Raw genomic sequence first — 24,967 nt, 5'->3', positions numbered from 1 at the left:
GGTGCCGGATGGCGGACCTGCTGATCCTCACCCCCGCGACCGGGGGCTCTGTCGAGGTCCTGCCCGCGCTCGGGCTGCTCTCGCACCGCATCCGCGTCCTCCCGATGGAACCGTCCGCGCTCGTGGACGCGCCGGACTCGGACATCGTGCTGCTGGACGCTCGTCGTGACCTCGCCGCGGCGCGCACGACGTGCCGCCTGCTGCAGGCGACCGGGCTCACCGTGCCGCTCGTCCTCGTCCTGACCGAGGGGGGGCTGACGGTGGTGACCGCGGAGTGGGGCGCGGACGAGCTCCTGCTCGAGAGCGCGGGCCCGGCGGAGGTGGAGGCTCGGCTGCGCCTGGTGGTCGAGCGCTCGGCCGCGGGATCGAACGACAGCGCGCCGCAGGAGATCTCCGCGGGCGAGCTCGCCATCGACGCGAGCGGATACACCGCGCGGCTGCGGGGCCGACCGATCGACCTGACCTACAAGGAGTTCGAGCTCCTCAAGTACCTCGTGCAGCACCCGGGGCGCGTGTTCACCCGCGCCCAGCTCCTGCAGGAGGTGTGGGGCTACGACTACTACGGGGGCACCCGTACCGTCGACGTGCACGTGCGGAGGCTGCGCGCCAAGCTCGGGCCCGAGCACGAGCAGCTCATCGGGACCGTGCGCAACGTCGGCTACCGGTTCGATCCGCCGAAGGAACGTCGGCCCGTGGCCGACCCCGAGCCCTCCGGCGTCAGGGCGGACGACGGCACCGGCACCCCGGTGGGTTCGTCCGGGTGACGACGGACCCCAGCGACTTCACCTGCGCACTACCCGACGGGCCGTGGCGCCACGAGTTCGTGCCGGCGAACGGGGCCCGGTTCCACGTCGCGCTCGCGGGCACGTCGGGTCGCAGCCCGCGCTCCCCGGGGCCGCCCCTCGTCGTCCTCCTGCACTCCTTCCCGCAGTACTGGTGGGCGTGGCGTCACCAGATCGAGCCCCTCGCCGCAGCGGGGTACCGGGTCGCGGCCATGGACGTGCGCGGGGTCGGGGCGTCCGACAAGCCTCCCCGTGGCTACGACGCCCCGACGCGGACGCGTGACATCGCGGGCGTGATCCGCTCGCTCGGGGCGAGCCGCGCGGTCGTCGTCGGGCACGGGACCGGGGGCACCCTCGCGTGGGCGATGGCAGCCCTCCAGCCCGCGGTCACCGCCGGCGTCGGTGCGCTGTCCGCGCCGCACCCGGTCCGCGTGCACGTCTCGGCGCAGCGCCTGCTCACGCCGGTCGCGCGGCGGCGGCTCGCGTTCTTCCAGGTGCCGACGCTGCCGGAACGTTCGCTCGTGCAGGGCGACATGGTCGACCGGTTCCTCGCCGACGGCGCGGCCTCCCCCTTCGACGACGACGTCGTCGCCTGCTACCGCGAGGCCATGCGCATCCCGTTCGCCGCCCACACCGCGATGGAGTCGCTGCGCTGGGCGGTCCGGTCGACGCCGCGTCCGGACGGACGCCGCTTCCGCAACGCCCTGCGGCGTCCGGTGGACGTGCCCGCGCTGCAGGTGCACGGCGGGCGCGACGGGTTGCTCCGGCGCGAGCTCGCGGACGCGGACGGGGCAGCGCTCGCGCGCGACTTCCGGTTCGAGGTCCTGCCCGACGCCGGGCACTTCCTTCCCGAGGAGGCACCCGACGAGGTCGCCGACATCCTGCTCGACTGGTTGGCGCGGCTTCCGCGCGACTGACAGGGCGTCAGCCCGTCTTGACGAGCTTCTCCGCCTTGATCGGGTCCGTCTCCCCGATCCCTGCCGACGGGCACCAGCGCGCGATGCTGCACGCACCGCACGCCGGCCGTCGAGAGAAGCACACCCGCCGACCGTGGAATATCAGGCGGTGGGACAGCATGGTCCACTCCTTCTTCTCCACGAGCTCCCCGACGGCCTGCTCGACCTTGACCGGATCCTCCTCGTCGGTCCAGCCGAGACGACGCACCAGCCGGCCGAAGTGCGTGTCGACGGTGAGGCCGGGAATCCCGAACGCGTTGCCCAGGACGACGTTCGCCGTCTTGCGGCCGACGCCGGGCAGCGTGACGAGGTCCTCGAGACGTGCCGGGACCTCCCCGCCGAACCGGTCGACGAGCGCCTGCCCGATCCCGATCACCGACTGCGTCTTGGCCCGGAAGAACCCCGTGGGGCGCAGGATGTCCTCGAGCTCTGCCCTCTCGGCCCCCGCGTAGGCCGCCGCGTCGGGGTACGACGCGAACAGCTCGGGCGTCGTGAGGTTGACGCGCTTGTCGGTCGTCTGCGCCGAGAGCACCGTCGCGATCAAGAGCTCGAGCGGGGTCGTGAAGTCCAGCTCGCAGTGCGCGTCCGGATACGTCTGCGCGAGCGCACGGTCGGTGCGCCGCGCCCGGCGTACCAGGGCCAGGTGCGACTCGGGCTCGACGGCGCGGGGTTCGGCGTGGCTCACAGCCCCACGCTAGCCTCATGGTCCGACACCGGCCCGCGCGTGCGCCCGGAGTTGCGGCGGTAGGGCAGACTTGTCCTGGAAGATTGTCGGTCGAGACGAAGGATTCCGCGTGGACGACGACGTTGTGCTCTCCGCACCCCTGTTCGCGACGATGGACGCGGACGAGACCCGCACCCTGTTCGAGTCGATGCAGCAGGTCGAGCTCACCCGCGGTGACGTGCTGTTCCGCGAGGGCGAGCCCGGGGACCGCCTCTACGTGATCGCGACCGGCAAGATCAAGCTCGGCCGTCGCTCGAACGACGGCCGCGAGAACCTGCTCTCGATCCTCGGCCCGGGCGAGATGTTCGGCGAGCTGTCCCTGTTCGACCCGGGCCCGCGCACCGCCACCGCCAGCTCGGTCGCGGACTCCGTCATCTACGAGCTCGGCCACGAGCAGCTCGTCGCGTGGATCGAGAAGCACCCGAGCGTCGCCAAGCACCTGCTCGAGGCCCTGGCGCGCCGCCTGCGACGCACCAACGAGACGCTCGCGGACCTCGTGTTCTCCGACGTCCCCGGACGCGTCGCCAAGGCCCTGCTCGACCTGTCGACGCGGTTCGGCGAGGAGACCGACGAGGGGGTGCGCGTCGCGCACGACCTCACCCAGGAAGAGCTCGCGCAGCTCGTCGGCGCGTCGCGCGAGACCGTGAACAAGGCGCTCGCCGACTTCGCGACCCGCGGCTGGGTCCGGCGCGAGGGCCGCGCCGTCGTCCTGCTGGACCTCGACCGCCTGGAGCGTCGCGCGCGCTGACCCCCTCCGGGGGCACGCGCCCGGCGTGGGCCGGGCACCGGTCAGTCGGCGACCTCGACGACCAGCTCGACCTCGACCGGGGCGTCCAGGGGAAGGACGGCGACCCCGACGGCGCTGCGGGCGTGCACGCCCGCCTGGCCGAAGATCTCCCCGAGGATCGTGCTCGCGCCGTTGACCACGGCTGGCTGGCCGGTGAACGACGGGTCGCTCGCGACGAACCCGACCACCTTGACGACCCGCACGACCTGGTCCAGGGAGCCGACGACGTCGTGCACGGCGGCGAGCGCGTTGAGCGCGCACAACCGCGCGAGGTGCGCCGCGTCGTCGGGCGGGACGAGGCCCTCGCCGTGCCCGACCTTGCCCGTCGCGGGGAGAGCCCCGTCGACGAACGCGAGCTGGCCGGACGTCCAGACATACCGACCCGTGCGGACGGCCGGCACGTAGGCGGCCACGGGCTTCGCGACCCCGGGCAGGGTGATGCCGAGCTCGGCGAGACGCGCAGCGACCGTACCGGGGGCCGAACCCGCCGCGCCGGCCGGTGCCGCGTCCACTACTTGTCCCCGGTGGGTCGCTTGAGGTATGCCACCAGCCCGTTCCCGTCGGGCCCGGTGACGACCTGGACGAGCTCCCAGCCGTCGGAGCCCCACTGGTCGAGGACCGCCTTCGTGTTGTGGATGATCAGGGGGATGGTCGCGTACTCCCAGGTGGTTGCCATGGGGCGAGCGTAGCGGCCGAGAGGGATGTACGGGATGCTCACACAACCCGCACACCGCTGCGCCGCCGGCACCCGGGCCGCGCCCATGGCCCTCCTTTAGGGTGGAACCATGGCTTCCTCTGTGCGTCCACGCGGTCGGCAGATCAACGCGTACCAGTTGATCGCCCTGCTGCTGGCGTTCGTCCTCGTGTCCGGCGTCGGCGGCGTGCTCGCCGCGGGCCTGTTCATCCCGCTCGCAGCCGGCGCGAACACCGCGACGGACAGCGCGCTCGAAGTGTTCGACGAGCTCCCCGAGGACCTCGAGCCCGGTCCGCTGGCCGAGATGTCGCGCATCTACGCGAACGACGGCAAGACCGAGCTCGCGACGTTCTACACGGAGAACCGCATCGTCGTCCCGCTGGACGAGATCTCGCCCTACATGCAGGACGCGGTCGTCGCGATCGAGGACAAGCGCTTCTGGGAGCACGGCGGGGTCGACATCGAGGGCATCCCGCGCGCGGCGGTCAACAACCTCCTCGACAAGCCGACGCAGGGTGCCTCGACGCTCACGCAGCAGTACGTGAAGAACGTGCTCATCGAGCAGGCCGTGCGCGATGACGACGAGCTCGGCATCTGGGCCGCCAAGGAGGACAGCCTCAGCCGCAAGGCACGCGAGGCGAAGCTGGCGATCTCGATCGAGAAGCGCATGAGCAAGGAGGAGATCCTCCAGGGGTACCTCAACATCGCGCAGTTCGGTACGTCCGTCTACGGCGTCGAGACGGCGTCCCAGCACTACTTCAGCAAGAGCTCGAAGGACCTGAACGCGGTGGAGGCCGCGACGATCGCGGGAGTGACCAAGGCCCCCGGGTCGTACGACCCGACGCGCAACCCCGAGAAGGCGCAGAGCCGACGCAACACCGTCCTCAACACGATGTACCAGCAGGGGTTCATCACGAAGGACGAGTACGACGAGAGCCGCGCGCTGCCGATCGCCGACACCCTCAAGGTCAAGCCGGTCGAGGTGGGCTGCCAGGCCGCCGGCGGCGCCGCGTTCTTCTGCGACTACGTCACGAAGGTCATCATCTCGGACCCCACCTTCGGCGAGACGCAGGACGACCGCACGGCGCTGCTGTACCGCGGTGGGCTCAACATCTACACGACGCTCGACCCGGCCATGCAGAAGGCGGCCGAGAAGCAGGCCAAGAAGGCCGTCCCGCCCGACGACCCGAGCAAGATCGAGGACGCGATCGTGTCCGTCGAGCCCGGGACCGGGAAGATCCTGGCGATGGCGCAGAACCGTGGCTACGACGCGACCGAGGAGCCGGAGCCGAACACGACGGCGGTGAACTACAGCGTCGACCAGGCGCACGGGTCGTCGAACGGGTTCTCGCCCGGGTCGTCGTGGAAGCCCTTCGTCCTCGCGGAATGGCTCAAGCAGGGCCACTCGCTCTACGAGCGGGTCAACGCCAACAGCCGCGCGTGGAACAACTCCGACTTCGACTTCTGCGGCGCGCACGTGCCCAACGAGGCAACGCCCTGGCAGCCCGGCAACTCCGACGGCATCGACAGCAAGGGCAGCATCACGGCCCTGGAGGCGACGTACAACTCCATCAACACGGCGTACGCCGACATGGAGAGCAAGCTGCGCCTGTGCGACATCAAGTCGACCGCGGAGTCGATCGGGTACCAGCCGTCCATCACGGACCAGAAGGAGAGCGGCGTCACCATGGTGCCGTCCATGGTGCTCGGCACGCAGAACTCCTCACCGCTGCAGATGGCTGCCGCCTACGCCACGTTCGCCAGCGGGGGCACCTACTGCCAGCCGCTCGCGATCACCAAGGTCGTGGGTTCCTCCGGTGACGAGCTCGACGTCCCCGCGGCCAAGTGCGACAAGAACGCGCTCGACCCCGAGGTCGCGAACACGGTCACCTACGCGCTCACCAACGTCATGACGCAGGGCTCCGGCAAGGCGGCGCAGCTCGACGGTCGGCCGTCGGCCGGCAAGACCGGGACGTCCCAGCTCAACCGGCACACCTGGTTCCTGGGCTTCACCCCCCAGGTCTCGACGGCCGTCTGGATCGGGAACGCCGAGAACGACGTCGAGATGCGCGACTTCACGATCAACGGCGAGTTCCAGCGGTGGTGGTTCGGCTCGACGTTGGCCGCGCCGACGTGGAAGGCCTACATGGACAGCGCCCTCAAGGGCGAGCCCGCCAAGGAGTTCGGCGCCCCCGACTGGAACAAGGTCAACGCGCCGGCCCCGCCGCCGAGGCCCACCGCGGACAGCGGTGACGACGGCGGTGACAGCGGCGGTGGTGACGACGACGGCGGCGGTGACGACGGCGGCGGCGGTGACGACGGCGGCGGCGGCGACAACGGAGGGGGTCGCGACGGCGGTGACCGCGGCGACCGCGGGAACGGCGTCGGTCGCGACGCCGGCGACCTCGGCGGTCTGCTCGACGACCTCGTCGGGGGGAACGGCTGAACCCGCACGCGGCCCGGGCCGTCGGTGCGTTCGCCGCGGCGGCCGTGGGCGGTCTCGCCTACGCGCACCTGGAGACGAAGCTCTTCACCGTCCGTGACGTCACGGTGCCGGTGCTCCCGCCGGGTGCGCGCGATCTGCGGGTGCTCCACGTCTCGGACCTGCACCTCGTCCCGTCGCAGCAGCGCAAGATCGCCTGGGTGCATGCCCTCGGCGACCTCGAGCCCGACCTCGTCGTGAACACGGGCGACAACATGGCCCACCGGGACGCGCTCGCCCCGCTGCTGTCCGCCCTGGAACCGCTGCTCGAGCGTGCGCCCGGCATGTTCGTCATGGGCTCGAACGACTACTACGCGCCACAGCCCAAGAACCCGGCGAGGTACCTCCTGCCCGACGCCAGGTCCCCGCTCACGAGCTCGCCCCCGACCCTTCCGGCGGCGGAGCTCGCGGCCGCGTTCTCCCGTGCGGGCTGGGTGGACCTGACGAACCGACGGGACTCGCTCCGGGTCGGCGGCGTGCAGCTCGACCTCGTCGGGGTCGACGACCCCCACCTCGACCGCGACGTCTTCCCCGAGCCCGGCACCACGGGCTCGACGAGTGACGTCCCGACGCTGCGCCTGGGCGTCACGCACGCCCCCTACCGCCGCGTGCTCGACGCGATGCACGCCGACGGCGCGGACGCCGTGCTCGCCGGCCACACGCACGGGGGACAGCTGTGCGTCCCGGGGTTCGGCGCGCTCGTCACCAACTGCGACCTCGATCGGGGCCGGGCGAAGGGCCTGCACGGGTGGCCCGGTGCGCGCCCCGACGAGCCGGGCGGCGAGGGCTCCACGTGGCTGCACGTCTCGGCCGGCGCGGGGACGTCGCCGTACGCGCCGTTCCGGTTCGCGTGCCGTCCGGAGGCCACGCTCCTGACGCTGACGGCCCGCTGAGAGGGCGGTCCGCGAGCGTCGTCCACGTCACCACGGGCCGGTTTCGTCCTAGGGCCACCCGTGGGCTATTCTGAGCAGGCTTCCCACGCAGAAGAGCATCGTTCGCGGTGCCCGACGACGCGTGGTCGGCACTCGGGGTGTGGCGCAGCTTGGTAGCGCGCGTCGTTCGGGACGACGAGGTCGCAGGTTCAAATCCTGTCACCCCGACCAACCAAGAGGCTCTCTGAGCAGCGGAAACGCTGCGCAGAGAGCCTCTTGTCGTTCCCGCTCCCCTGGCTGGGCTGCGTCCGGCTCGACCTCGCACCGCACCGCACCGGGCCGGGCCGGGCCGGGCCGGGCCGGGCCGGGCCGGAGGCTTGATGCGTTCGACGCGTGCGCGCCACACGATGGGCGGTCCTCGGGCCCGGGCAGACTTGCTCGATCGTCACCACGCTTCCGCGGTCCGCCACGCTCACACACGCGCGCAGTCGCACGGCTCCTCGACACGTGGCGGGCCGGGCTCGACGCCTGACGACCCTACGCCGGGCGCGCGCGGACCAGGGCTACCAGACTGAGACGACCGCCCGCCACCTGGAGGTTGCCGTGAGCATCGAGAACGTCGTCGTCGTCGGGGGCGGGCTCGCCGCCGCCAAGGCCACCGAGACGCTCCGCGAGGAGGGCTACGGAGGCGGGTTGACCGTCGTCGGGCACGAGCGGCACCGGCCGTACGAACGACCCCCGCTGTCGAAGGACTACCTGCGTGGCGAGGTGGGGCGCGAGAGCATCTTCCCGCTCGACGCGGCCTGGTACGCCGACCACGACGTCGAGCTCCTGACCGGGGTGACCGCGGCGGGACTCGACCCGGCCGCGCACCGCGTCGCGCTCGACGACGGGCGGAGCCTGGCGTACGACCGCCTGCTGCTCGCGACCGGCTCCGCACCGCGCACTCCCCCCGTCCCGGGAACCGACCTGGACGGTGTGCACAGCCTGCGCACGGTCGACGACAGCGAGCGGCTCGCTGCCGCGCTCGACACGTCGTCGCGCACGGGTGCAGGGCGCCTCGCGATCGTCGGGGACGGGTGGATCGGGCTCGAGGTCGCGGCGTCCGCGCGGTCGAAGGGACTCGACGTGAGCGTCGTCGGGCGCGGTGCCCACCCGCTCGAGCGCGTCCTGGGCCCGGAGATGGGCGAGCTCTACGGGCAGCTCCACGCGGAGCGCGGGGTGCACCTGCACCGGCGCGCCGAGGCGACGGCGATCACGGGCGTCCGGGGCCGCGCCACCGGGGTGGCGCTCGCGGACGGGACCCACGTCGAGGCCGACGTCGTGCTCGTCGCCGTCGGCGCGGCGCCGAACGTCGGGACCGCGGCGGCCGCCGGCCTCGGGCTCGACTCGGCGACGGGCGGGATCGTCGCGTCCGCGACGCTCCAGACCACCGACCCGGACGTGTTCGTCGCCGGCGACGTCGCGAGCGTGCCGTCTGCCCGCTACGGACGGTCGATCCGGGTCGAGCACTGGGCGACGGCGCTCAACCAGGGCCCGCACGCCGCGCGCGCGATGCTCGGCGCCGCCGAGCCGTACCGGGAGCTGCCCTACTTCTTCTCCGACCAGTACGACGTCGGCATGGAGTACCTCGGGTTCGTCGCCGGCCCCGAGGCCTACGACGAGCTCGTGGTCAGCGGCTCGGTCGCCGACCACGAGCTCGTCGCGTTCTGGGTCTCGGACGGCCGGGTCGAGGCCGCGATGGCCGTCAACGTGTGGGAACGCATGGACGACGTCAAGGCCCTGATCCTGCGCGACGGCCCGGTGGAGCGGGCGGAGCTCGAAGGCTTCACCTCGTGAGTGCACGCTGCTACCCCGCGGGCTAGGTCCCGCAGCCCTCGAGGGTGGCTTCCGCGACGAGCGTGGCGTCCGCGCTCGACCCGTTCACGAGCAGCACCACCGGGTCGATCGCCAGGCTCTCGCTCCGCTCGATCCCCAGCACGTCGAACCCCAGCGACAGGGACACGTAGCTACCAGAGATCCACGACCCGGACATGTCGGGCTCGAGCTGGACGAACGCCTCCTCCCCCGGCGGGACGACGACACTGTCCACCAGGTCCTCCGACGGGGCGCCCTGGAAGTCCCCGGTCGGGTCGAACAGCTCACGCTGGAAGCGCAGCACGTCGTCGCCTGCGGTGAGCCGGACGGCGACCCTGTTCGGGTTCCGCACGGAGTAGACGACACGCGCCTCGGGGTCCTGCGACCCGACCACGTTCGCCGCCGGCTCGTCGTCGCGGATCGCGCACGACGCGACCGTCGGCCCATCCCACCAGCTCAGGGAACCGGGTTCGAGACGTGCCGTGCGTGCGACGACCTGCCAGACGACGACGCCGAGGAGCACCAGCACCGCCAGGACGGCGGCGATCCAGACCGCCGCTCGTCGGCGACGCCGGGTCCGCGCGGCCCGCTCGACGACCTCGTCCATGCTCAGCACGCGCACACTCTAGCGGGAGGCAGCAATCTCACGGCGTGTCGACGGACCGACTCCTCGGCGCCTCGCTGCCTCAGCCGAGGAAGACCTGCGAGCAGAGCATCTGCTCTGGCCCCGTCGTCGTGTCGACCACGCACCCGACGCCGACCCGCGTCAGCGCCGGGTCGAGCAGGTTCGCGCGGTGCCCCGGCGAACCGTCCCAGGCCTCCACGACCTGCGCCGGGCTCGCCGCGGCGCGGCTGAGGTTCTCCGCCGCAGTGCCCCCGGGTGGTGCGCACGACGCGATCACGTCGTCCAGCGGGGCGTGGTCGAGCTCCGACCGCCCCACGAGCTGCTCGGCCCGGGCCGTCGCCGCCTCGGTGGCGCAGACGTCGGTCGTCAGCTCCGGGGAGTCCGTGCCGGCACGGAGCTCGTTCGTCTCCGAGACGACGAGCGCGGCGTAGCGCGCCGGATCCGTCGGCTCGAGCACGAGCGCGTCTTCGCCCGACGGCGGCCCGCTCCCCCCGCGCGGCGCATCATGCCGGGGGTCCTGCACCCCACAGCCCGCGACGAGCGCGACGCATAGCGTCACCCGGACCGCAGCCCTCCGGAGCACGTTCACGGCCTCCCGAGGGCTCGATAGACCCACCCGGCCGCGCGCCAGGTGTCGGCGTCGAGCGCGTTGCGGCCGTCGACCACGCGCGGCGCGGCGACGAGCCCGAAGAGCTTGCCGGGGTCGAGATCGCGGTACTCGCGCCACTCGGTGAGGACCAGGACCGCGTCCACGCCGTCGACCGCCTCCTCGACGGAGTCCGCGTAGCGCAGGTGCGGTGCCTTGCGGCGCGCGTTCGCGACCGCCTGCGGGTCGGTCACCACGACGCGCGCGCTCCGGGCGTGCAGACGTTCCGCGACGTCGAGGGCCGGGGAGTCCCGCACGTCGTCGCTGTCGGGTTTGAAGGCCGCGCCGAGCACCGCGATCCGTGCGCCTGCGAGCGGACGCCCGTCGAGCACGCCGACCGTCAGGTCGACCATGCGCTCTCTGCGCCGCAGGTTGATCGAGTCCACCTCGCGCAGGAAGCCGACCGCGGGGTCCGCGTGCAGCTCCTCGGCACGCGCCATGAAGGCGCGGATGTCCTTGGGCAGGCATCCCCCACCGAAGCCCAGCCCGGCGTTGAGGAACCGGCGACCGATCCGCTCGTCGAGACCGATCGCGTCGGCGAGCTGCGTGACGTCTCCGCCCGCGACCTCGCACAGCTCCGCCATCGCGTTGATGAACGAGATCTTCGTCGCGAGGAACGAGTTGGCCGCGACCTTGACGAGCTCTGCCGTCGGCCGGTCCGTCACGAGCCTCGGCGTGCCCTCCGCGATCGGTGTCGCGTACACCTCGTCGAGGAGGTCGACAGCACGTCCCCGCGCATCGTCGTCGGGCACCCCGTAGACCAGGCGGTCAGGACGCAGCGTGTCCTGGACCGCGAACCCCTCGCGCAAGAACTCCGGGTTCCAGACCAGGGCGGCGTCCGGTCGGACGCCGGACAGCTCCGCGGCGAGACGGTCCGCGGTGCCGACGGGCACCGTGGACTTGCCCGCCACCAGCGCCTCGGGGCCGAGATGCGGCAGCAAGGAACGAAACGCGGCGTCGACGTACGTCAGGTCCGCCGCGTAGGAGTCGGCGCGCTGCGGAGTGCCCACGCACAGGAAGTGCACGGCCGCGTCGGCAGCTGCCATGACGTCCGTGGTGAACGTGATCCGTCCGGTCGCGCCCGCCTCGGCGAGCAGGTCCGGCAGTCCGGGCTCGTAGAAGGGTGCGCGGCCGGCAGTCAGCTCCGCCACCCTGCCCGCGTCGACGTCCACGCCGACGACGTCGTGGCCGAGCGTCGCCATGCACGCCGCGTGGACGGCGCCGAGGTAGCCGCAACCGATGACCGAGATCTTCATGTCTCCCCCTGCACTGATTCGTGGCACACCCCCTGCGTGCCACGGTGGCCGCATTGCGGCCGGTGGTACTCAGCGCCCGGTGCGGGGCGCGACGACCTCGTCGAACGACGTCGTGGGCACGAACGGGGACGACCCCGCGGGCACGCGCTCTGCCGCGGGCATCTCGGCCGGCGCGGCGTCTGCCGGGGCCGGCCCGTCCGGTGCCGACGACGGCGGGGCCTGTCGGTCGGTCCGGAGCAGCCTGCGAAGGCTCCGCCGGCTCCCGTGCGCGGGCTCCGCCCGCCGCCGCGCCGGCTGCACCGGCCGGCTGGTGTACTCGTAGTACGAGTACCCGTACGAGCCGGAGCCCGCGCCCTTGAGCGGGACGCGGTTGGCGACGACGCCCAGGAGTCTGGCCCCGACCGTCTCCAGCGCCGCGACCGCACCCTCCACCTGCTGGCGGTGCACCGTGCCCGCACCCGTGACGAGGATGGCGCCGCCCGAGCGCCGGGCGAGGATGGCGGCGTCGGTCACCGGGAGGAGCGGCGGCGAGTCGATCACGACGACGTCGTAGTCGGTCCCGAGACGCTCGACGAGGTCGGCCATGGCCTCCGACCCCAGCAGCTCGCTCGGGTTGGGCGGGACCTGCCCCGCCGCGACGACGTCGAGCGTCCCGCTCCCCCACGGCTGCACGGCGTCCTCGAGCGCGACCCTGCCGATGAGGACCGTCGTGAGGCCGACCGACCCCTCGATCCCCATGTACTTCGCGACGGAGGGCCGACGCAGGTCCGCGTCGACGAGCACGACGCGCTGTCCTGCGTCGGCGAGCGTGATCGCCAGGTTGATGCTCGTGGTGGTCTTGCCCTCCCCCGCCAGTGCCGACGTCATGACGAAAGTTCGTGCGCGCTGGTCGAGCTCGAGGAACTGGAGGTTGGTACGAAGTCGCCGGAACGCCTCGGCGCGGAGCGCCTGTGGCGACTCCTGCACGATGAGCGGGTGGTCGGGAGCGTCTTCCTCGTACCCGATGATGCCCAGCACGGGGGCGCTCGCGACGGCCTCGACGTCGGCGGCCGACCGGATGCGCGTGTCCAAGAGCTCGCGGAGCACCGCCAGACCGATCCCCAGCGCGAGACCCACCACGAGGCCGAGCGCCAGGTTCAGCCGGAGGTTCGGAGACGACGGCGACTGCGGCACCGTCGCCGTGCGCACCGTGCTGATCTGCACCGGGGAGTCGCCGCCGGCCGCAGGCGTCTCGAGCTCGGCGACCACGTCCGCCAGCGACCCTGCCACCGCGTTCGCGACGTCGGCGGCGAGCCGTGGGGACTCGTCGGTGGCGGTGACGTTGATGAGCGACGTGTCGAGCGGAGACTCCGCGCCGACCCGCTCCGCGAGCGACGCGGCGTCGTCGGCGAGTCCCAGCTCCTCGATCACCGGATCGAGCACGCGCGGGGTCGAGACGAGCTCCGTGTACGACTTCACCTGACGCACCGTGAAGTTGGAACCCTGCAGGAGATCGGTCGTGCTGTCCGAGCCCTGGACCGACACGTACACCTGCGACCGCGCCGAGTAGGTCGGCGTGGCCGCCAAGGAGACCGCGCCGGCGAGAAGGACACCCGTCAACGCGACGACGACGGCGACAGGCCACCGCTTCACGATGATGTTCACGTAGTCACGAAGTTCCATCGTCCCCCTGCTTCCCCCGCGGGCTCGCCGCGACCGGCCGGCTGCCCGTCCCATGGTCTCGCGTCTCCTGCCCGCGCGCTCGTGCTCCCCGTGGCGTACCGGGTGCCGCGAAACGGTCGCCCAAGATCCTCGGTGGCGGCGCGCCGAACATGCTGCCTGCAGGCACGCGGCCCTGGACCACCGTCATCGGTGTCACGAGAGCCGAACGACCGACGACGGAACCGCCCAGGACGACGCACCGCGCGGTCACCCAGGCCCCGTCGTCGATCGTCACGGGTGACGCGACGACTCTCATGTCGCTGCGATGGGCGTGGCTCCCCGTCGTCACGAACGTCTCCTGCGAGAGGACCGCGTCCCGACCGATGGTGACTCGCTCCCGGTTGCTGATCCAGACACCTTCACCGATCCAGCTGTTGGCTCCGACGCTCAGGTTCCACGGGAAGCGGACACGGACCCGCGGCCTCACGATCACCCTCGGGCCGATCTCCGCGCCGAAGACGCGCAGCGCCGCCCGACGGACCGCCGAGCTCGGTTGGACCGAGCTCGTGACCAGCGTTCTCTCGACGATGCGCCACAGCGCGACGACGAGCGCCGAGCGGCCCCAGCCGACCTCTGCCTCCGGCACCGCTCCCAGGTCGATGACCGGAGGTGCCTCAGTGCTGTCCACGATGCCTCACTCCTTCGTCGCGCGCCGCGCGGTACGCCTCGTCGAGCACGTCTCCCACCCGACCCATGCCGTTCGTCTCCTGGACCTGGCACCTGGCACGGCGCGCGAGCTCGGCCCACCGGCGCTCGTCCCGCAGCACCGGCAGCAGCGCGTCGGCCATCTGCGCAGCGCTCGCGTCCGTCACCAGTGCCGCGCGCGTCCGTTCGAACAGCTCGGACACCCCGGTGGTCCGGCTGATGACCGAGGGCAGCCCGAGGGACATCGCTTCGAGAAGGGCCATCGGATAGGGCTCGTCCCGGCTCGGGAGCACGAACGCCTGGGCCTTCGACAGCCGGGCTGCGACGTCGTCCGGCGGTACGGCACCGGCGATGTCGAGGTCGTCGACGGCGAGCTCCGCCCGGAGCGATCGCACGGCACCCAGGCTCCCGCCGTCGGGACCCAGGACGGTGAACCGACCGCGGTAGCCGCGTCCCCGCATCTCGTGCGCGAGACGCACGAACTCGTCCGGGCGCTTCCGCGGGTGCAACCGCGAGCAGAAGACCACCTCCTGCTCGTGCTCGGGGACCCATCGTGCGCCGCCGCTCGCGACAGGGACCCCGTTCGGGATCCGACGGGTCGCCAGCGGTGCGCCGGCGACCGCCCGCACGTTCTCCGCGTCCGCCGTCGTCAGGACGAGCCGTTCGTCGGCACGCCGCAGCACGGGCCCCATCACCAGGGTGTCGAGGGCAGAGGCGCTCGCGCGCGGGTCGGGCTTGACCATCCCGTGCGTCTGGACGACGAGCGGAGTCCTGCTGCCGAGCGTCGAGACCGCCGCAGGCAGCGTGACGAGGTCGCGAGCGAGGTGGACGTGGACGACGTCGGCTCCCCGCAGCAGCCGACCTGTCGCCGCGAGGACACCGGGCGCCACGATGCCGCTGTGCTGACCCACGGGGAGCCGGAACGCCACGTCCGCGAGCGTCACCCGGTACGACTGCGCAGCCAGCGCACCCGCCGTGTCCCGCGCGGCGACGAGGTGCACGGAGTGGCCCCGGCGGGCCAGCTCCTGGGACTGGAGCCGGGCGACGGTGAGGGGGCCTCCGTACGCCCCGTCGGCGCTGACCAGCGTGACGATCTGGAGCACTCTCACGGGACCTCCCGTCGATCGGCAGGTCGTGGCCCCGCGTCGTCCGGCCTGGCGACGCGCGCCGTGGCGAACCAGAGTGCACCAGCGATGAGGGAGATCAGCATCATCGCCTGGAGCAGCGACCCGCGCAGGAGGATCACCTGGTAGATGGCGAAGACGGGCACGAAGAGTCCCGTCCAGGACATGGTGCGGCTCTCCACGTGCGCGTCGGCCCGAACGCCGAGCAACCCGTAGACCACGAGCACCACGACGACGAGGACGAGCCCGCCGTCGAGGTACAGCTCCGCAGGCAGCGGCGTCGACAGGTTCGTGATCGGGAAGCCGAACGACTCGCCCAGGATGCTCCCGGACCCCTGCGGCTTCCCGGGCCAGAGACTGCGAGGGACCCAGAAGGTCACCGCGCCGAGGAGCTGCTCTCCGAGCTGGTACCCGGCGAGTCGCACATAGCTCACCGCCGTGGCCGCCATCTGGAAGGAGTCGAAGTCGACGGTACCGAGCACGGCGGTCGACGGGCCGTCGGAGTCGCGCGTCGTCGCGGTCCGGAACAGGTTCAGCAGCGGGAAGACGACGACGAGACCGGCGGTGAACGCGATCATGAGCGCCGCCACCTTTCGCCGCGTGAGCGGCCAGAGGACGGCGATGAGCAGGCCTCCCCAGACCACTCCGACGTGATACCGGGCGGACGAGACCGGATTGGTCAGGGTCACCGCCAGGAGCACTGCGAGAAGCGCGACGACCCGCTGCCCGGCGGACCGGGAGCGCTTGGCGACCAGCACGCTCGCGTACGCGGCGACGAACACCACGGCGGTCGTCGCGACGGACAGGAGGATCCCGAGGGAATCGGCCTCGGACGCCCGGGTGCCGTAGAGGGTCTCTCCCCGCTCGAAGCGGCTGGAGAAGAGTGCCCCCGGCCCGCCGAGTCGCGCGATGGCGATGGCGTACAGGACGAGAGCCAGTGTGAGCAGGAGGCGTACCCGTCGCGCATCGAGCACGCGCCGGACCGGGGTGGGTGGGCGTGGTCGCGACGCTCTCCCCCTACCGACCAGGTTGCCCACCTCGTGCGCCAGCAGAGCCAGCAGGACGACCATCGCGGCCGTCCGCACCGAGCCGTCGTCGGGCACCACGCTCCACGGCAGGCGGCCGACGCCGAGCTGCACGAGAGGGGCCACACCCAGGAAGAGGAAGAAGTACAGGTAGAAGAAGGGCTGGACGATGCCACCGCTCGACCTGAACGTGGTCCACGAGAGCCGCCAGCCGGCGATCGCGGTCACGAGGAGCAAGGGCAGGCGGCTCGCGTCGATCTCGAACGTGGCCACCAGCACGAGAGGGACGCCGACGCCGATCCCGATGCCGGTCGTCGGCGCGAGGGCATCGAGCAGGGTGGAGGCCGGTCGCTCGCGTCGCAGCACCAGCGGCGGATCGTCTCGTGCCGAGAGCTCGCCGACGAGCGGACGGAGGAGGGTCGTCGGCCGGGTCACGTCGTCGGCTCCTCGACCAGGGAACCGGTCACGGGCCGTTCCGCGATGCCGAAGGTCGGGCGTCCGCGCAGCGTCGTGGTCGACGCTCTCCGCACCCATGCCGCCTTCTCTCGCGCGATCCCTACGCGTCGGAGCACGTCCTCCCGCTGCGAGGCGAGCGACGAGAGCCCTTCCCTGACGACGGCGGCGGAGTCGCGCCCCGTGTCGAAGCTCGGGCACGGCACACCGGCAGCGAGCATGTGCCTCTCGATCTTCGTCGTCGGACGCACCGCGACCTGGGCGACGAGCGACCCCTCGACCGCCGCGACGACCAGGACGTGGAGACGATCGCTGACGGTGATCGCGGTCCGCCGATAGACGCTGCGCAGTGCTTCCTCCTGCTCGCTCGAGCTCACCTGCGCGGGCCACGAGACCAGCTCGGCGTCCAGCTCGGCGGCGATCTCGGTCGCCCGCGGTCCGTCGCTCTCGACCTGGACCACCACGCAGGGCTGGAGACCGAGGTCCGCTGCGGCACCACGGACGGCGTCGAACCAGCGCGCGTCGACGGGCTCCCGGTCTCCTCGCAGCGAGATCGTGAGAAGGCTCCGGGACGCGGAGCCCGCAGGGTCGGCCAGGGGGTCGTCGAAGGCGATGTCGGGGACGAGGCTCCCTCGACGGAAGCGGGTCGCGCTCCGCTCCTCGCGCCACAGGGCGATGTCGGCCACCCGGACGGCGACGCCGTACACGGCACCCCACCCCGGTGACGAGGCCGCGAGCGCGCGAGGAAGCTGGAGGACCCGGCCACCGGTCAGGCGGACGACGACGGCCAGCACGGCGGCGGCGAGCACCGGCCGCGCGAACCGGTGGTCGGTGGAGAACTCACCCGGCTCGAGGGCCAGGGCGCGCGACCGACGAGGGGTGCGCAGCAGGGCCCGCAGCCACGCCGTGAACCGCGTGTGCACCACGACGTCGCCGTCCGGCACCACGTCCGCCACCCAGCGCTCGCGACCCGCACCCACGTACACGTGGGGCGTGCCCGCGGCCTGGAGCCACTGGATCCCCCGTCGTCGGATGATCGTGTCACCCACGTTGCGGAACGGTCCCGACAGGACCATGAACGTCCGCGTCCCACCCTGCTCGACGGTCATCGATCCTCCTCCGGTGATAGCGCCGTGCGCCGGGTCACGGCGCGGACCATGACGGCGAGGACGACGAGCTGGACGATCCATGCCGCGCTGTAGCCGATGCTCGCGCCCACGGCTCCGCCGGTCGCCGCCCCTGCCGCGACGCCGACGATGATCGCCGCGGCGCCGATCATCGACGCACGACCGACGACCCGAGCGAGACCGGCACCCTGCAGGACCGCGTTGATCATCGTCACGAACGCCAGCACGAGCAGGCCGCAGCAGTACACCTGCAGCACAGGCACCGCCGACGTGTACGCGTCGCCCAGCACGACCGGCACCGCCCACGGTGCGAGTACGACGATCCCGGCCAGGACCACTGCCATGAAGCCCGTTCCCACGGTGACGGCGGCAGCCGTCGCACGCCGCTGCGACATCCCGTATCTCGACACCCGGGGCATGAGAACTGTCGCGAGGGTGCTGGGGACGAGGTTCACCACGGAGCTCACACGGGATGCCGCGGCGAACATGCCTGCCGCCACCGTCCCGCCCGCGACGGTGACCGCCAGGACATCGAGGTTGCGCAGCTGCCCCGCGATCGTCTCGATCCAGAACGGGACGGCCTCGCGGACGAGCGGGCGAAGGGTCCGCCCCTCTCCCGCAGGAACCGAGGACGCCAGCCGACGGCGGAGGAAGAGGTTGACCGATGACTCCGAGACCACGGAGGCGATGGCGAACGAGAGCAGCGTGTCGACCCCGGCTGCCAGGAGCAGCCCCAGGCCCACGAGCAGGACGAGGCGACGCAGCGACAGGGCAGCGCCGAAGAGCCGCGTGCGTTCGTCCGCGACCGCCAACCCCTGCCAGACCGCGGAGCTGCGCTGGGCGACGAGCGCCGGCGCGAGCGGCGCGAGCGCCCAGAACCGGGGGTCGAGCAGCCCGAGCGCGACGAACGCCACGAGCGCTGCAGCACCGAGGACGACGCTCGTCCGGTTGTTCTGCCGGACCAGGTCCCCGACCACGGTCGAGTCGGGCCGGAGGGACCGTATCCGGGCGAGGTACGGGCCGAAGCCGAAGCCGAAGGCTGCCGAGACCGCCGTCGTCGCACCGGTGGTCGCGACGACCAGTCCGAAGTCGCCCGGGCCGGCGGCACGCGCGAGGAGGACGAAGGTGAGCGCTTGCAGGAGCGCCGCGAGCACGCGACCTCCGAGGACACCCGCATAGTCCTTCACCATCGCCCGCGGCGCGACCACGGTGCTCACGGTCGGGCTCCGCCGGTCGCGAGCCGGAAGGCGTCCGTCCGACCCCAGCGACGCGCCCGGTGCTGCCGGTAGAGCGACGCGTACCACCGTGGCGCGGCACAGAGCAGGACGGCTCGCAGGAGCGTGCCCGTACCCACCAGACGCATGCTCCTCACCAACCGCGACGGCACGAGCAAGCGCCGGATGCCTGCGCGGGCTCGGACGAGCACGTCCGACGGGCCGTCCCGGCGCAGCACCTCGTTGGCGAGCGGCAGATGGACCGCACGCAGGGCGAAGGCGTCGAGCGCCGGAGACAGGCGCCGACCGGTGGCCTGCGGCAGTGCGCCCACGGCTGCGCACGCCTGCTCGAGACAGGTCGGCAGATCGGTCCACGAGTACGTCGCCGAGTTGAGGATGCTCCCCGCCCGCACCCTGTAGGTGTAGAGGACGGCGCGAACGGTCGCGATCCGCCCTACGCTCCCCGCGAGCGTGAGCATCCCGCCCAGGTCCGAGTGCGCACGCGTCAGCGGGAACGGGTCGGTGCCGAGCACGTCCGCGCGGAAGAGCTTGTTCCACAGGTGTCCCTTCACACGGCCGGTGAGCAGCTGCGCGAGGAGCTCGGCCCCGTCGGCCGCCCCGCTGACGGAGTCGGCGATGACGCTCCGTGCACCGGTGTCCGCGACGACGCGTTCGGCGTCGCACATCGTCACGTCGGCCCGAGCTGCTTCTGCGGCCTCGACCAGCCGGGAGACGATCTCGGGCGACCACGTGTCGTCGCAGTCGGTCAGCCAGATGTACGAGCCGCTCGCCTCCGCCAGAGCGGTGTTCCGTGCCCGCGCGACACCACGGACCACGTCCGACGAGATGACCCGCACGTGCGGACGGCTCGCGGCGTACTCGCGCATGAGTCGCCCGGAGTCGTCGACGGAGCAGTCGTCGACGAGCACCACCTCGAGGTTCTCGTAGATGAGGGCGTCCAGCTGGGCGAAGCACGCGGGGAGATGCTCGGCGTCGTCGTGCACGGGTACGACGACCGAGACCACCGGCCCTGTCCGCTCGCCCGCGGTCACGCCGCCGCCCTGGTGGACGGACGGGCGGTGTCGGTCGTGCGACTCGGGAAGACCCCGAGCGCTCGGCCGGCGAACTCGACGTATCGACGCTCGGCGGCCTCCCTGCTGTAGACCGTGTCGTAGAGCCGTCCGATCCGGTGCGCCAGGTCGTCCCGCTCCTTCTCGCCGGCGGCCAGCTCGAGCACGGCGTCCAGGAGCTCTCCGGGCCGACCGGCCGGCACGACCAGCGCCGCATCGTGCTCCGTCAGGAAGGAGTGCGTGATGCTCCCCGGTTCGACGGCAGCGAGGACCGGCCGGCGGGCGGCCGCGTAGGACGTGAGCTTGCTGGGCATGGACATCTCGACCACGCCCGGCTTCTCGTTGACCAGCAGGACGTCCGCCGCAGCCAGGACCGCCGGGTACTGCTCGGCGGTCACCGGAGGGACGAGATCAAGACGGCTCGCGCTCCGCCCGCGCTGCTCGAGGGCGACACGCTGGTTCCCGTCGCCGACGAGGACGAACTTCACCGGCGGCCCGACGTGCTCCGCGAGAATCGCGGCATCCACCACGCTCTCGAGTCCCTGCTTCATCCCCATGTTCCCGGTGTGCGCGACGATGAAGTCCCCCGGGTTCCAGCCCAGGGCGCGCCGCGCAGCGAGCCTGTCGGTGGCCGTGCGCTCGACGTGCGAGAAGTTGGGCAGCACGTCGATCCGCGACGGGTCGACCCCCTTCGCGACGAGGACGTCCTCGAACCTCTCGGTGATGACCCCGACGCGGGCGCACCGTCGGAGCATGGCGTACTCGACCCGACCGAGGGCCCGACCGATCTGCGGGCCGGCGGCTCCCGACTGAGAGGCGCCGTTGCCCGTCAGGTCCTGCACGAGCACGGCTCGCGCGCGAGCGCCCGAGAACGTCGCTGCCGCCAGGCCGGAGAGCATGGGCGTCACGGCGATCACGAGGTCCGCCGGCTGCCTGCGCACCACCTGCAGCGCCCTCGAGAAGAAGGTCGCCTCGAAGGCGCCGCGGCCCGCGACTCCCGGTCGCGCCGGCACGACGTGCCGCACGCGCGTGACCGGCACGCCGTCGATCACCTCTGCCCACACGCTGCCCCTCGTGTAGCGCGGATCGGTCACCTGCCACTGCGGGTAGTGCGGCACCCCGGTGACGACACGCACGTCACCGCCGGCGTCCGCCAGCGCGACGGCGAGCGCCCTCGTGTACGGGGCGTTCCCCGTGGTCTCGGGCGCATAGTTGGTCCCGACCACGGTGATGCGGCGACCGCCGAGCGTGCTCCCCACCTCAGGCCCCGACATGTGATGCCGCCGTCCTGCTCCCGGTCCTCGTGCTCGAGCGGTACCACTCGACGGTCGAGGCGAGGCCCTCCTCCAACCCGATCGACGCGGTCCACCCTGTCGACCGGAGCCGCGCGACGTCGAGGAGCTTCTGCGGCGTCCCGTCGGGCTTGGTCCGGTCCCAGAGCGTCTCGCCCTCGTAGCCGACGACGCCGGCGATCGTGGCGGCGACCTCCTGGATCGTCACGTCCGTGCCGGTGCCCACGTTGACGTGCGTAGGACCGTCGTAGTGCTCGAGGAGGTGCAGGCACGCGTCCGCCATGTCGTCGCTGTGGAGGAACTCACGGCGCGGCGAGCCGGTCCCCCAGTTGGTGACGCTGGGTGCGCGCGACGCGGCGGCCTCGTCGTAGCGCCGGATCAGGGCCGGGAGGACGTGGGACCCGGCGGGGGAGAAGTTGTCCCCGGGACCGTAGAGGTTCGTCGGCATGGCGGAGATCCACGGCAGGCCGTCCTGACGCCGCACCGCCTGGACCTGGAGGATGCCTGCGATCTTCGCGATCGCGTACGCGTCGTTCGTCGGCTCCAGGTGGCCGGTGAGCAACGACTCCTCGACGATGGGCTGCGGGGCGAGCCGCGGGTAGATGCAGGACGAACCCAGGAAGAGGAGCCGCTCCACCTCGTACGCGCGCGCCGCGTCGAGGACGTTCACCTGGATGCGCAGGTTCTCGCTGAGGAAGTCCACCGGGTACGTGGCGTTCGCCAAGATGCCGCCCACCTTCGCCGCGGCGACCACCACGTATCGAGGTCGGTGCTCGCGGAAGAGGTCGAGGACGGCATCGCGGTCGGTGAGGTCCAGCTCCGCCGAGGAGCGGCCCAGGAGACGCCCGAACCCGGCCGACTCCAACCGCCGCCAGATGGCCGAGCCGACCAGACCTCGATGACCTGCGACGTAGAACGTGGCGTCCCGGTCCAGCGGCGCCGGTGCGTAGGAGACCCGGTCGCGGTCGTCGCCGTGGCCCGTCATGCCGCGTCCCAGGTGGCGAGAGCGACGCGGTCGATCCAGGGCGAGCCGGCGTGCTGGAGCAGCTCGAGGTCCGCCTCCACCATGATCCGGGCGAGCTCTCGGCCGTCGACGGCCGGCTTCCACCCGAGGTCGGCATGAGCCTTGCTGGGGTCACCGATGAGCGCGTCCACCTCTGTCGGGCGCAGGTAGCGCTCGTCGAAGCGCACGTGGTCCCGCCAGTCGAGCCCGACATGGGAGAACGACGCCTCGAGAAAGTCCCGGACGCTCATCCCGATCCCCGTGGCCAGCACGAAGTCGTCGGGCTCGTCCGCCTGCAGCATCCGCCACATGCCCTCGACGTACTCGGCCGCGTAGCCCCAGTCGCGGATCGCGTCGAGGTTGCCCATGTACAGGTCCTCCTGCGTCCCCGCGTGGATGGCGGCGACCGCACGCGTGATCTTGCGCGTCACGAACGTCTCGCCACGCCGTGGCGACTCGTGGTTGAAGAGGATGCCGTTGACGGCGAAGAGGTCGTACGCCTCGCGATAGTTCTTCGTGATCCAGTACGCGTAGAGCTTCGCGGCGGCATACGGCGACCGCGGGTAGAACGGGGTGATCTCGCTCTGCGGCGGAGGAGTCGCACCGAACAGCTCGGAGGACGACGCCTGGTAGTAGCGCGTGTCGATGCCTGCGAGGCGGACTGCCTCCAGGAGTCTGATCGCACCGGTCCCGGTCGTGTCCGCGGTGTGCTCCGGCTCGTCGAACGACACGCGTACGTGCGACTGCGCGGCGAGGTTGTAGACCTCGTGGGGGCGGATCTGCGAGAGGAGCGTGACGAGCCGCGCGCCGTCGGACAGATCCGCGTAGTGCAGGAAGAGCCGCGCGTCCTCCTGGTGGGGGTCCTGGTAGAGGTGGTCGATCCGTGCGGTGTTGAACGTCGACGCACGGCGGATCAACCCGTGGACCTCGTAGCCCTTGCGGAGCAGGAACTCTGCGAGGTAGGAGCCGTCCTGGCCGGTGATCCCGGTGACCAGTGCCTTCTTCATCTGCCTGCCCCGTTCGTCGTCACTGGGTGCTGCCGAGCTGCTGAACATGCTGTCCGGGTCGGGTGTGCTCGCCGCACGGGCGACCGACCGCTCTCAGTACGCGCCGTCACGCCCCACCACCGCTCGGAGCGTCCGCAGGAGGATGAGCAGGTCGCCCGCCATCGTCCAGTTCTCGACGTAGTAGAGGTCCAGCCGCACGCTCTCCTCGAGCGTGAGGTTGTTCCGGCCCGAGACCTGCCAGAGTCCGGTGAGCCCGGGCTTGACGAGCAGCCGGCGGCCGATCTCCGCGTCGTACTGGTCGACCTCGAGCGCGACCTGCGGGCGCGGCCCGATGAGGCTCATCGACCCCCCGAGGACGTTGAACAGCTGCGGCAGCTCGTCGATCGAGTACCGGCGGATGAACCGCCCGACGGCGGTGACGCGCGGATCGACCTTGGGCTTGTAGAAGACGCCCACGTTGCCCTTGCCGAGGACGTCCTCGAGCCGGGACTCGGCGTCGACCACCATGGACCGGAACTTCAGCACGGTGAACGGCTCGCCCTGGAGACCGACGCGCTCCTGGCGGAAGAGGACCGGGCCACGGCTGGTCGCCTTGATCGCGACCGCGGTGACGAGCAGCGGCAGCGAGAAGAGCACGACGAGCACGAGTGCGCCCACGACGTCGAAGGTCCGCTTGAGCACGTGCTGCGGGCCCGAGTACCCGGGAGCCTCGACGTGGAGCAGCGGGAGCCCGGCGACGGGACGCGTGCGGATGCGGGGGCCTGCGACGTCGGTGAGGGCGGGCGCGAGGACGAGGTCCGCGCCCCAGGGCTCGAGGTCCCACGCGAGCCGCTTCACGGTTCGTGGGGTGACGAGATCCGAGCCCGTGACCATGACCGTGTCGGCGCGCAGCGGTTCGACGAGGCGAGACGCGTCAGCCAGGTCGCCGACGACCGGGACGCCCGCCACCTGCTCCCCCGGGTCGGCAGGTCCTCCCGGGACGCAGACCCCGACGACCTGGTAGCCGGCGTGGGTGGCCCCCCGCAGCTCGTCGACGAGGTGCGCCGCACCGTCGCGGCCCCCGACCACGACGGTCCGGGAGCGGCACCTGCCGCGCTCGCGGAGCGCGACGAGACGCCGTCGCGTCGTGTAGCGGCCGAGCAGCAGGAGGACGATCCCGACCGGGAGGGCGATCGCCACGTATCCCCGGGCCAGGTCGTACTTCACCAGGTACGCGACGATCGCGACGAGGCCGAAGACCGCCACGGTCGCGTTGACCACCCGCGCGTACTCGGGCGCCCCGGTCCCGAGGAGCCGCCCCTCCCGCGAGAAGGCCATGCGCAGGGCGAGCAACCACGTGCCGAGCAGCCCGACCGAGATGGCCAGGTACTGCAGGTCGAGCGTGGTCCCGCCGATGCCGTCGAACCGCACGAGGTACGCGACCGCCAGCGCGGTCGCCACGGCCGCCGTGTCGACGAGCGCGACGCGGCGGACGAGCCGCGACTTCCACCCGGGCCTGTGGTAGGCGCCGAGCGCGATCCGGACGAGCTGTCCTGTGTCGAAGGACGCGGTGCTGCCTCTCGCTGTCCCTTTCGGCACGGCGGGACGCTGCTCCGGCCCACCGGTCCTGTGTTCCTTCTCCAACG

The 24,967-nt window shown here is 72.0% G+C and carries 23 protein-coding genes and 1 tRNA gene; 7 read left to right on the top strand and 17 right to left on the bottom strand.

The annotated features are described in order from the left end of the window. Nucleotides 1–8 precede the first annotated feature (8 nt). Both IF651_RS12025 and IF651_RS12020 read left to right on the top strand, forming a co-directional pair. Nucleotides 9–764 carry a response regulator transcription factor gene (locus tag IF651_RS12025; protein ID WP_191829362.1) on the top strand — a complete coding sequence of 252 codons (756 nt, stop codon included), beginning with the start codon at nt 9–11 and terminating at the stop codon, nt 762–764. Next, nucleotides 761–1,699: an alpha/beta fold hydrolase gene (locus IF651_RS12020; RefSeq protein ID WP_191829361.1), complete on the top strand. Its 939-nt coding sequence runs from the start codon at nt 761–763 to the stop codon at nt 1,697–1,699. Before IF651_RS12025 ends, IF651_RS12020 begins: the two co-directional genes overlap by 4 nt. A gap of 7 nt (nt 1,700–1,706) precedes the next feature. Here the strand turns inward: IF651_RS12020 and nth are convergent, their stop codons facing one another. Next, the gene (gene nth / locus IF651_RS12015) at nt 1,707–2,423 is read right to left on the bottom strand and encodes an endonuclease III (RefSeq protein WP_191829360.1); all 717 of its coding nucleotides are present in this window, start codon (nt 2,421–2,423) and stop codon (nt 1,707–1,709) included. A gap of 109 nt (nt 2,424–2,532) precedes the next feature. Here nth and IF651_RS12010 point away from each other — a divergent pair, with 109 nt between their 5' ends. Continuing rightward, nucleotides 2,533–3,210: a Crp/Fnr family transcriptional regulator gene (locus tag IF651_RS12010; RefSeq protein WP_338403926.1), complete on the top strand. Its 678-nt coding sequence runs from the start codon at nt 2,533–2,535 to the stop codon at nt 3,208–3,210. A 41-nt stretch (nt 3,211–3,251) separates the two neighbouring features. On the opposite strand, the gene IF651_RS12005 is transcribed toward IF651_RS12010, so the two are convergent. Continuing rightward, nucleotides 3,252–3,761 carry an Atu1372/SO_1960 family protein gene (locus tag IF651_RS12005; RefSeq protein ID WP_191829359.1) on the bottom strand — a complete coding sequence of 170 codons (510 nt, stop codon included), beginning with the start codon at nt 3,759–3,761 and terminating at the stop codon, nt 3,252–3,254. Then, the gene (locus IF651_RS12000; protein ID WP_191829358.1) at nt 3,761–3,925 is read right to left on the bottom strand and encodes a Sp36 family protein; all 165 of its coding nucleotides are present in this window, start codon (nt 3,923–3,925) and stop codon (nt 3,761–3,763) included. Before IF651_RS12000 ends, IF651_RS12005 begins: the two co-directional genes overlap by 1 nt. A gap of 109 nt (nt 3,926–4,034) precedes the next feature. Here IF651_RS12000 and IF651_RS11995 point away from each other — a divergent pair, with 109 nt between their 5' ends. The 4 genes from IF651_RS11995 (at nt 4,035) to IF651_RS11980 (ending at nt 9,136) form a co-directional block, all read left to right on the top strand. Beyond that, on the top strand, nt 4,035–6,389 hold the full coding sequence (locus IF651_RS11995) for a transglycosylase domain-containing protein (protein WP_191829357.1): 2,355 nt from the start codon (nt 4,035–4,037) through the stop codon (nt 6,387–6,389). A gap of 44 nt (nt 6,390–6,433) precedes the next feature. Then, a complete protein-coding gene (locus tag IF651_RS11990; protein ID WP_338403925.1) occupies nt 6,434–7,318 on the top strand; it encodes a metallophosphoesterase in 885 nt (294 codons plus the stop codon). Between the two features lie 133 nt (nt 7,319–7,451). Then, nucleotides 7,452–7,528: transfer RNA gene (locus IF651_RS11985), tRNA-Pro, on the top strand. Nucleotides 7,529–7,900: 372 nt separating this feature from the next. After that, the gene (locus IF651_RS11980; RefSeq protein ID WP_191829356.1) at nt 7,901–9,136 is read left to right on the top strand and encodes an FAD-dependent oxidoreductase; all 1,236 of its coding nucleotides are present in this window, start codon (nt 7,901–7,903) and stop codon (nt 9,134–9,136) included. Nucleotides 9,137–9,158: 22 nt separating this feature from the next. On the opposite strand, the gene IF651_RS11975 is transcribed toward IF651_RS11980, so the two are convergent. From IF651_RS11975 to IF651_RS11910, 14 genes are all read right to left on the bottom strand, one after another. Further along, nucleotides 9,159–9,770: a hypothetical protein gene (locus tag IF651_RS11975; protein WP_191829355.1), complete on the bottom strand. Its 612-nt coding sequence runs from the start codon at nt 9,768–9,770 to the stop codon at nt 9,159–9,161. A gap of 70 nt (nt 9,771–9,840) precedes the next feature. Next, entirely contained in the window at nt 9,841–10,236 is a 396-nt protein-coding gene (locus IF651_RS18040) for a CAP domain-containing protein (protein WP_191829354.1), read from the bottom strand. Nucleotides 10,237–10,364: 128 nt separating this feature from the next. Next, nucleotides 10,365–11,681, bottom strand: a complete 1,317-nt coding sequence (locus IF651_RS11965) for a UDP-glucose dehydrogenase family protein (RefSeq protein ID WP_191829353.1) — start codon at nt 11,679–11,681, stop codon at nt 10,365–10,367. Nucleotides 11,682–11,750: 69 nt separating this feature from the next. After that, complete coding sequence (locus tag IF651_RS11960) at nt 11,751–13,343, bottom strand: tyrosine-protein kinase domain-containing protein (protein WP_191829352.1); 1,593 nt, start codon at nt 13,341–13,343, stop codon at nt 11,751–11,753. Then, nucleotides 13,330–14,010 carry an LbetaH domain-containing protein gene (locus IF651_RS11955; RefSeq protein WP_191829351.1) on the bottom strand — a complete coding sequence of 227 codons (681 nt, stop codon included), beginning with the start codon at nt 14,008–14,010 and terminating at the stop codon, nt 13,330–13,332. The genes IF651_RS11960 and IF651_RS11955 overlap by 14 nt, the downstream gene beginning before the upstream one ends. Further along, nucleotides 13,997–15,136 carry a glycosyltransferase gene (locus IF651_RS11950; RefSeq protein WP_191829350.1) on the bottom strand — a complete coding sequence of 380 codons (1,140 nt, stop codon included), beginning with the start codon at nt 15,134–15,136 and terminating at the stop codon, nt 13,997–13,999. Before IF651_RS11950 ends, IF651_RS11955 begins: the two co-directional genes overlap by 14 nt. Further along, nucleotides 15,133–16,611: a hypothetical protein gene (locus IF651_RS11945; RefSeq protein WP_191829349.1), complete on the bottom strand. Its 1,479-nt coding sequence runs from the start codon at nt 16,609–16,611 to the stop codon at nt 15,133–15,135. Before IF651_RS11945 ends, IF651_RS11950 begins: the two co-directional genes overlap by 4 nt. After that, on the bottom strand, nt 16,608–17,738 hold the full coding sequence (locus IF651_RS11940; RefSeq protein ID WP_191829348.1) for a hypothetical protein: 1,131 nt from the start codon (nt 17,736–17,738) through the stop codon (nt 16,608–16,610). The genes IF651_RS11945 and IF651_RS11940 overlap by 4 nt, the downstream gene beginning before the upstream one ends. Then, nucleotides 17,735–18,973 carry a polysaccharide biosynthesis protein gene (locus IF651_RS11935; RefSeq protein ID WP_191829347.1) on the bottom strand — a complete coding sequence of 413 codons (1,239 nt, stop codon included), beginning with the start codon at nt 18,971–18,973 and terminating at the stop codon, nt 17,735–17,737. The genes IF651_RS11940 and IF651_RS11935 overlap by 4 nt, the downstream gene beginning before the upstream one ends. Beyond that, a complete protein-coding gene (locus IF651_RS11930; RefSeq protein WP_191829346.1) occupies nt 18,970–20,022 on the bottom strand; it encodes a glycosyltransferase in 1,053 nt (350 codons plus the stop codon). Before IF651_RS11930 ends, IF651_RS11935 begins: the two co-directional genes overlap by 4 nt. After that, nucleotides 20,019–21,314: a glycosyltransferase family 4 protein gene (locus IF651_RS11925; protein ID WP_191829345.1), complete on the bottom strand. Its 1,296-nt coding sequence runs from the start codon at nt 21,312–21,314 to the stop codon at nt 20,019–20,021. The genes IF651_RS11930 and IF651_RS11925 overlap by 4 nt, the downstream gene beginning before the upstream one ends. Next, nucleotides 21,301–22,317, bottom strand: coding sequence for a GDP-L-fucose synthase family protein (locus tag IF651_RS11920; RefSeq protein WP_191829344.1), 1,017 nt, complete (start codon nt 22,315–22,317; stop codon nt 21,301–21,303). Before IF651_RS11920 ends, IF651_RS11925 begins: the two co-directional genes overlap by 14 nt. Then, nucleotides 22,314–23,342 (bottom strand): GDP-mannose 4,6-dehydratase, encoded by a 1,029-nt coding sequence (gene gmd / locus IF651_RS11915; RefSeq protein ID WP_191829343.1) that lies wholly within the window; start codon nt 23,340–23,342, stop codon nt 22,314–22,316. Before gmd ends, IF651_RS11920 begins: the two co-directional genes overlap by 4 nt. Nucleotides 23,343–23,435: 93 nt before the next feature. Then, entirely contained in the window at nt 23,436–24,920 is a 1,485-nt protein-coding gene (locus IF651_RS11910; protein ID WP_338403924.1) for a sugar transferase, read from the bottom strand. Nucleotides 24,921–24,967 lie beyond the last annotated feature (47 nt).

The sequence above is a fragment of the Cellulosimicrobium arenosum genome, from assembly GCF_014837295.1.
GTDB classification, from domain to species: Bacteria; Actinomycetota; Actinomycetes; order Actinomycetales; family Cellulomonadaceae; genus Cellulosimicrobium; species Cellulosimicrobium arenosum.
This window is presented reverse-complemented; position numbering and strand designations above follow the sequence as displayed.

Coding starts and splice junctions, on each gene's coding strand:
- IF651_RS11925 (WP_191829345.1), bottom strand. CDS start 21,314: ATGTCGGGGCCTGAGGTGGGGAGCACGCTCGGCGGTCGCCGCATCACC.
- IF651_RS11995 (WP_191829357.1), top strand. CDS start 4,035: ATGGCTTCCTCTGTGCGTCCACGCGGTCGGCAGATCAACGCGTACCAG.
- IF651_RS12000 (WP_191829358.1), bottom strand. CDS start 3,925: ATGGCAACCACCTGGGAGTACGCGACCATCCCCCTGATCATCCACAAC.
- IF651_RS11940 (WP_191829348.1), bottom strand. CDS start 17,738: ATGACCGTCGAGCAGGGTGGGACGCGGACGTTCATGGTCCTGTCGGGA.
- IF651_RS11920 (WP_191829344.1), bottom strand. CDS start 22,317: ATGACGGGCCACGGCGACGACCGCGACCGGGTCTCCTACGCACCGGCG.
- IF651_RS11960 (WP_191829352.1), bottom strand. CDS start 13,343: ATGGAACTTCGTGACTACGTGAACATCATCGTGAAGCGGTGGCCTGTC.
- IF651_RS11965 (WP_191829353.1), bottom strand. CDS start 11,681: ATGAAGATCTCGGTCATCGGTTGCGGCTACCTCGGCGCCGTCCACGCG.
- IF651_RS12025 (WP_191829362.1), top strand. CDS start 9: ATGGCGGACCTGCTGATCCTCACCCCCGCGACCGGGGGCTCTGTCGAG.
- gmd (WP_191829343.1), bottom strand. CDS start 23,342: ATGAAGAAGGCACTGGTCACCGGGATCACCGGCCAGGACGGCTCCTAC.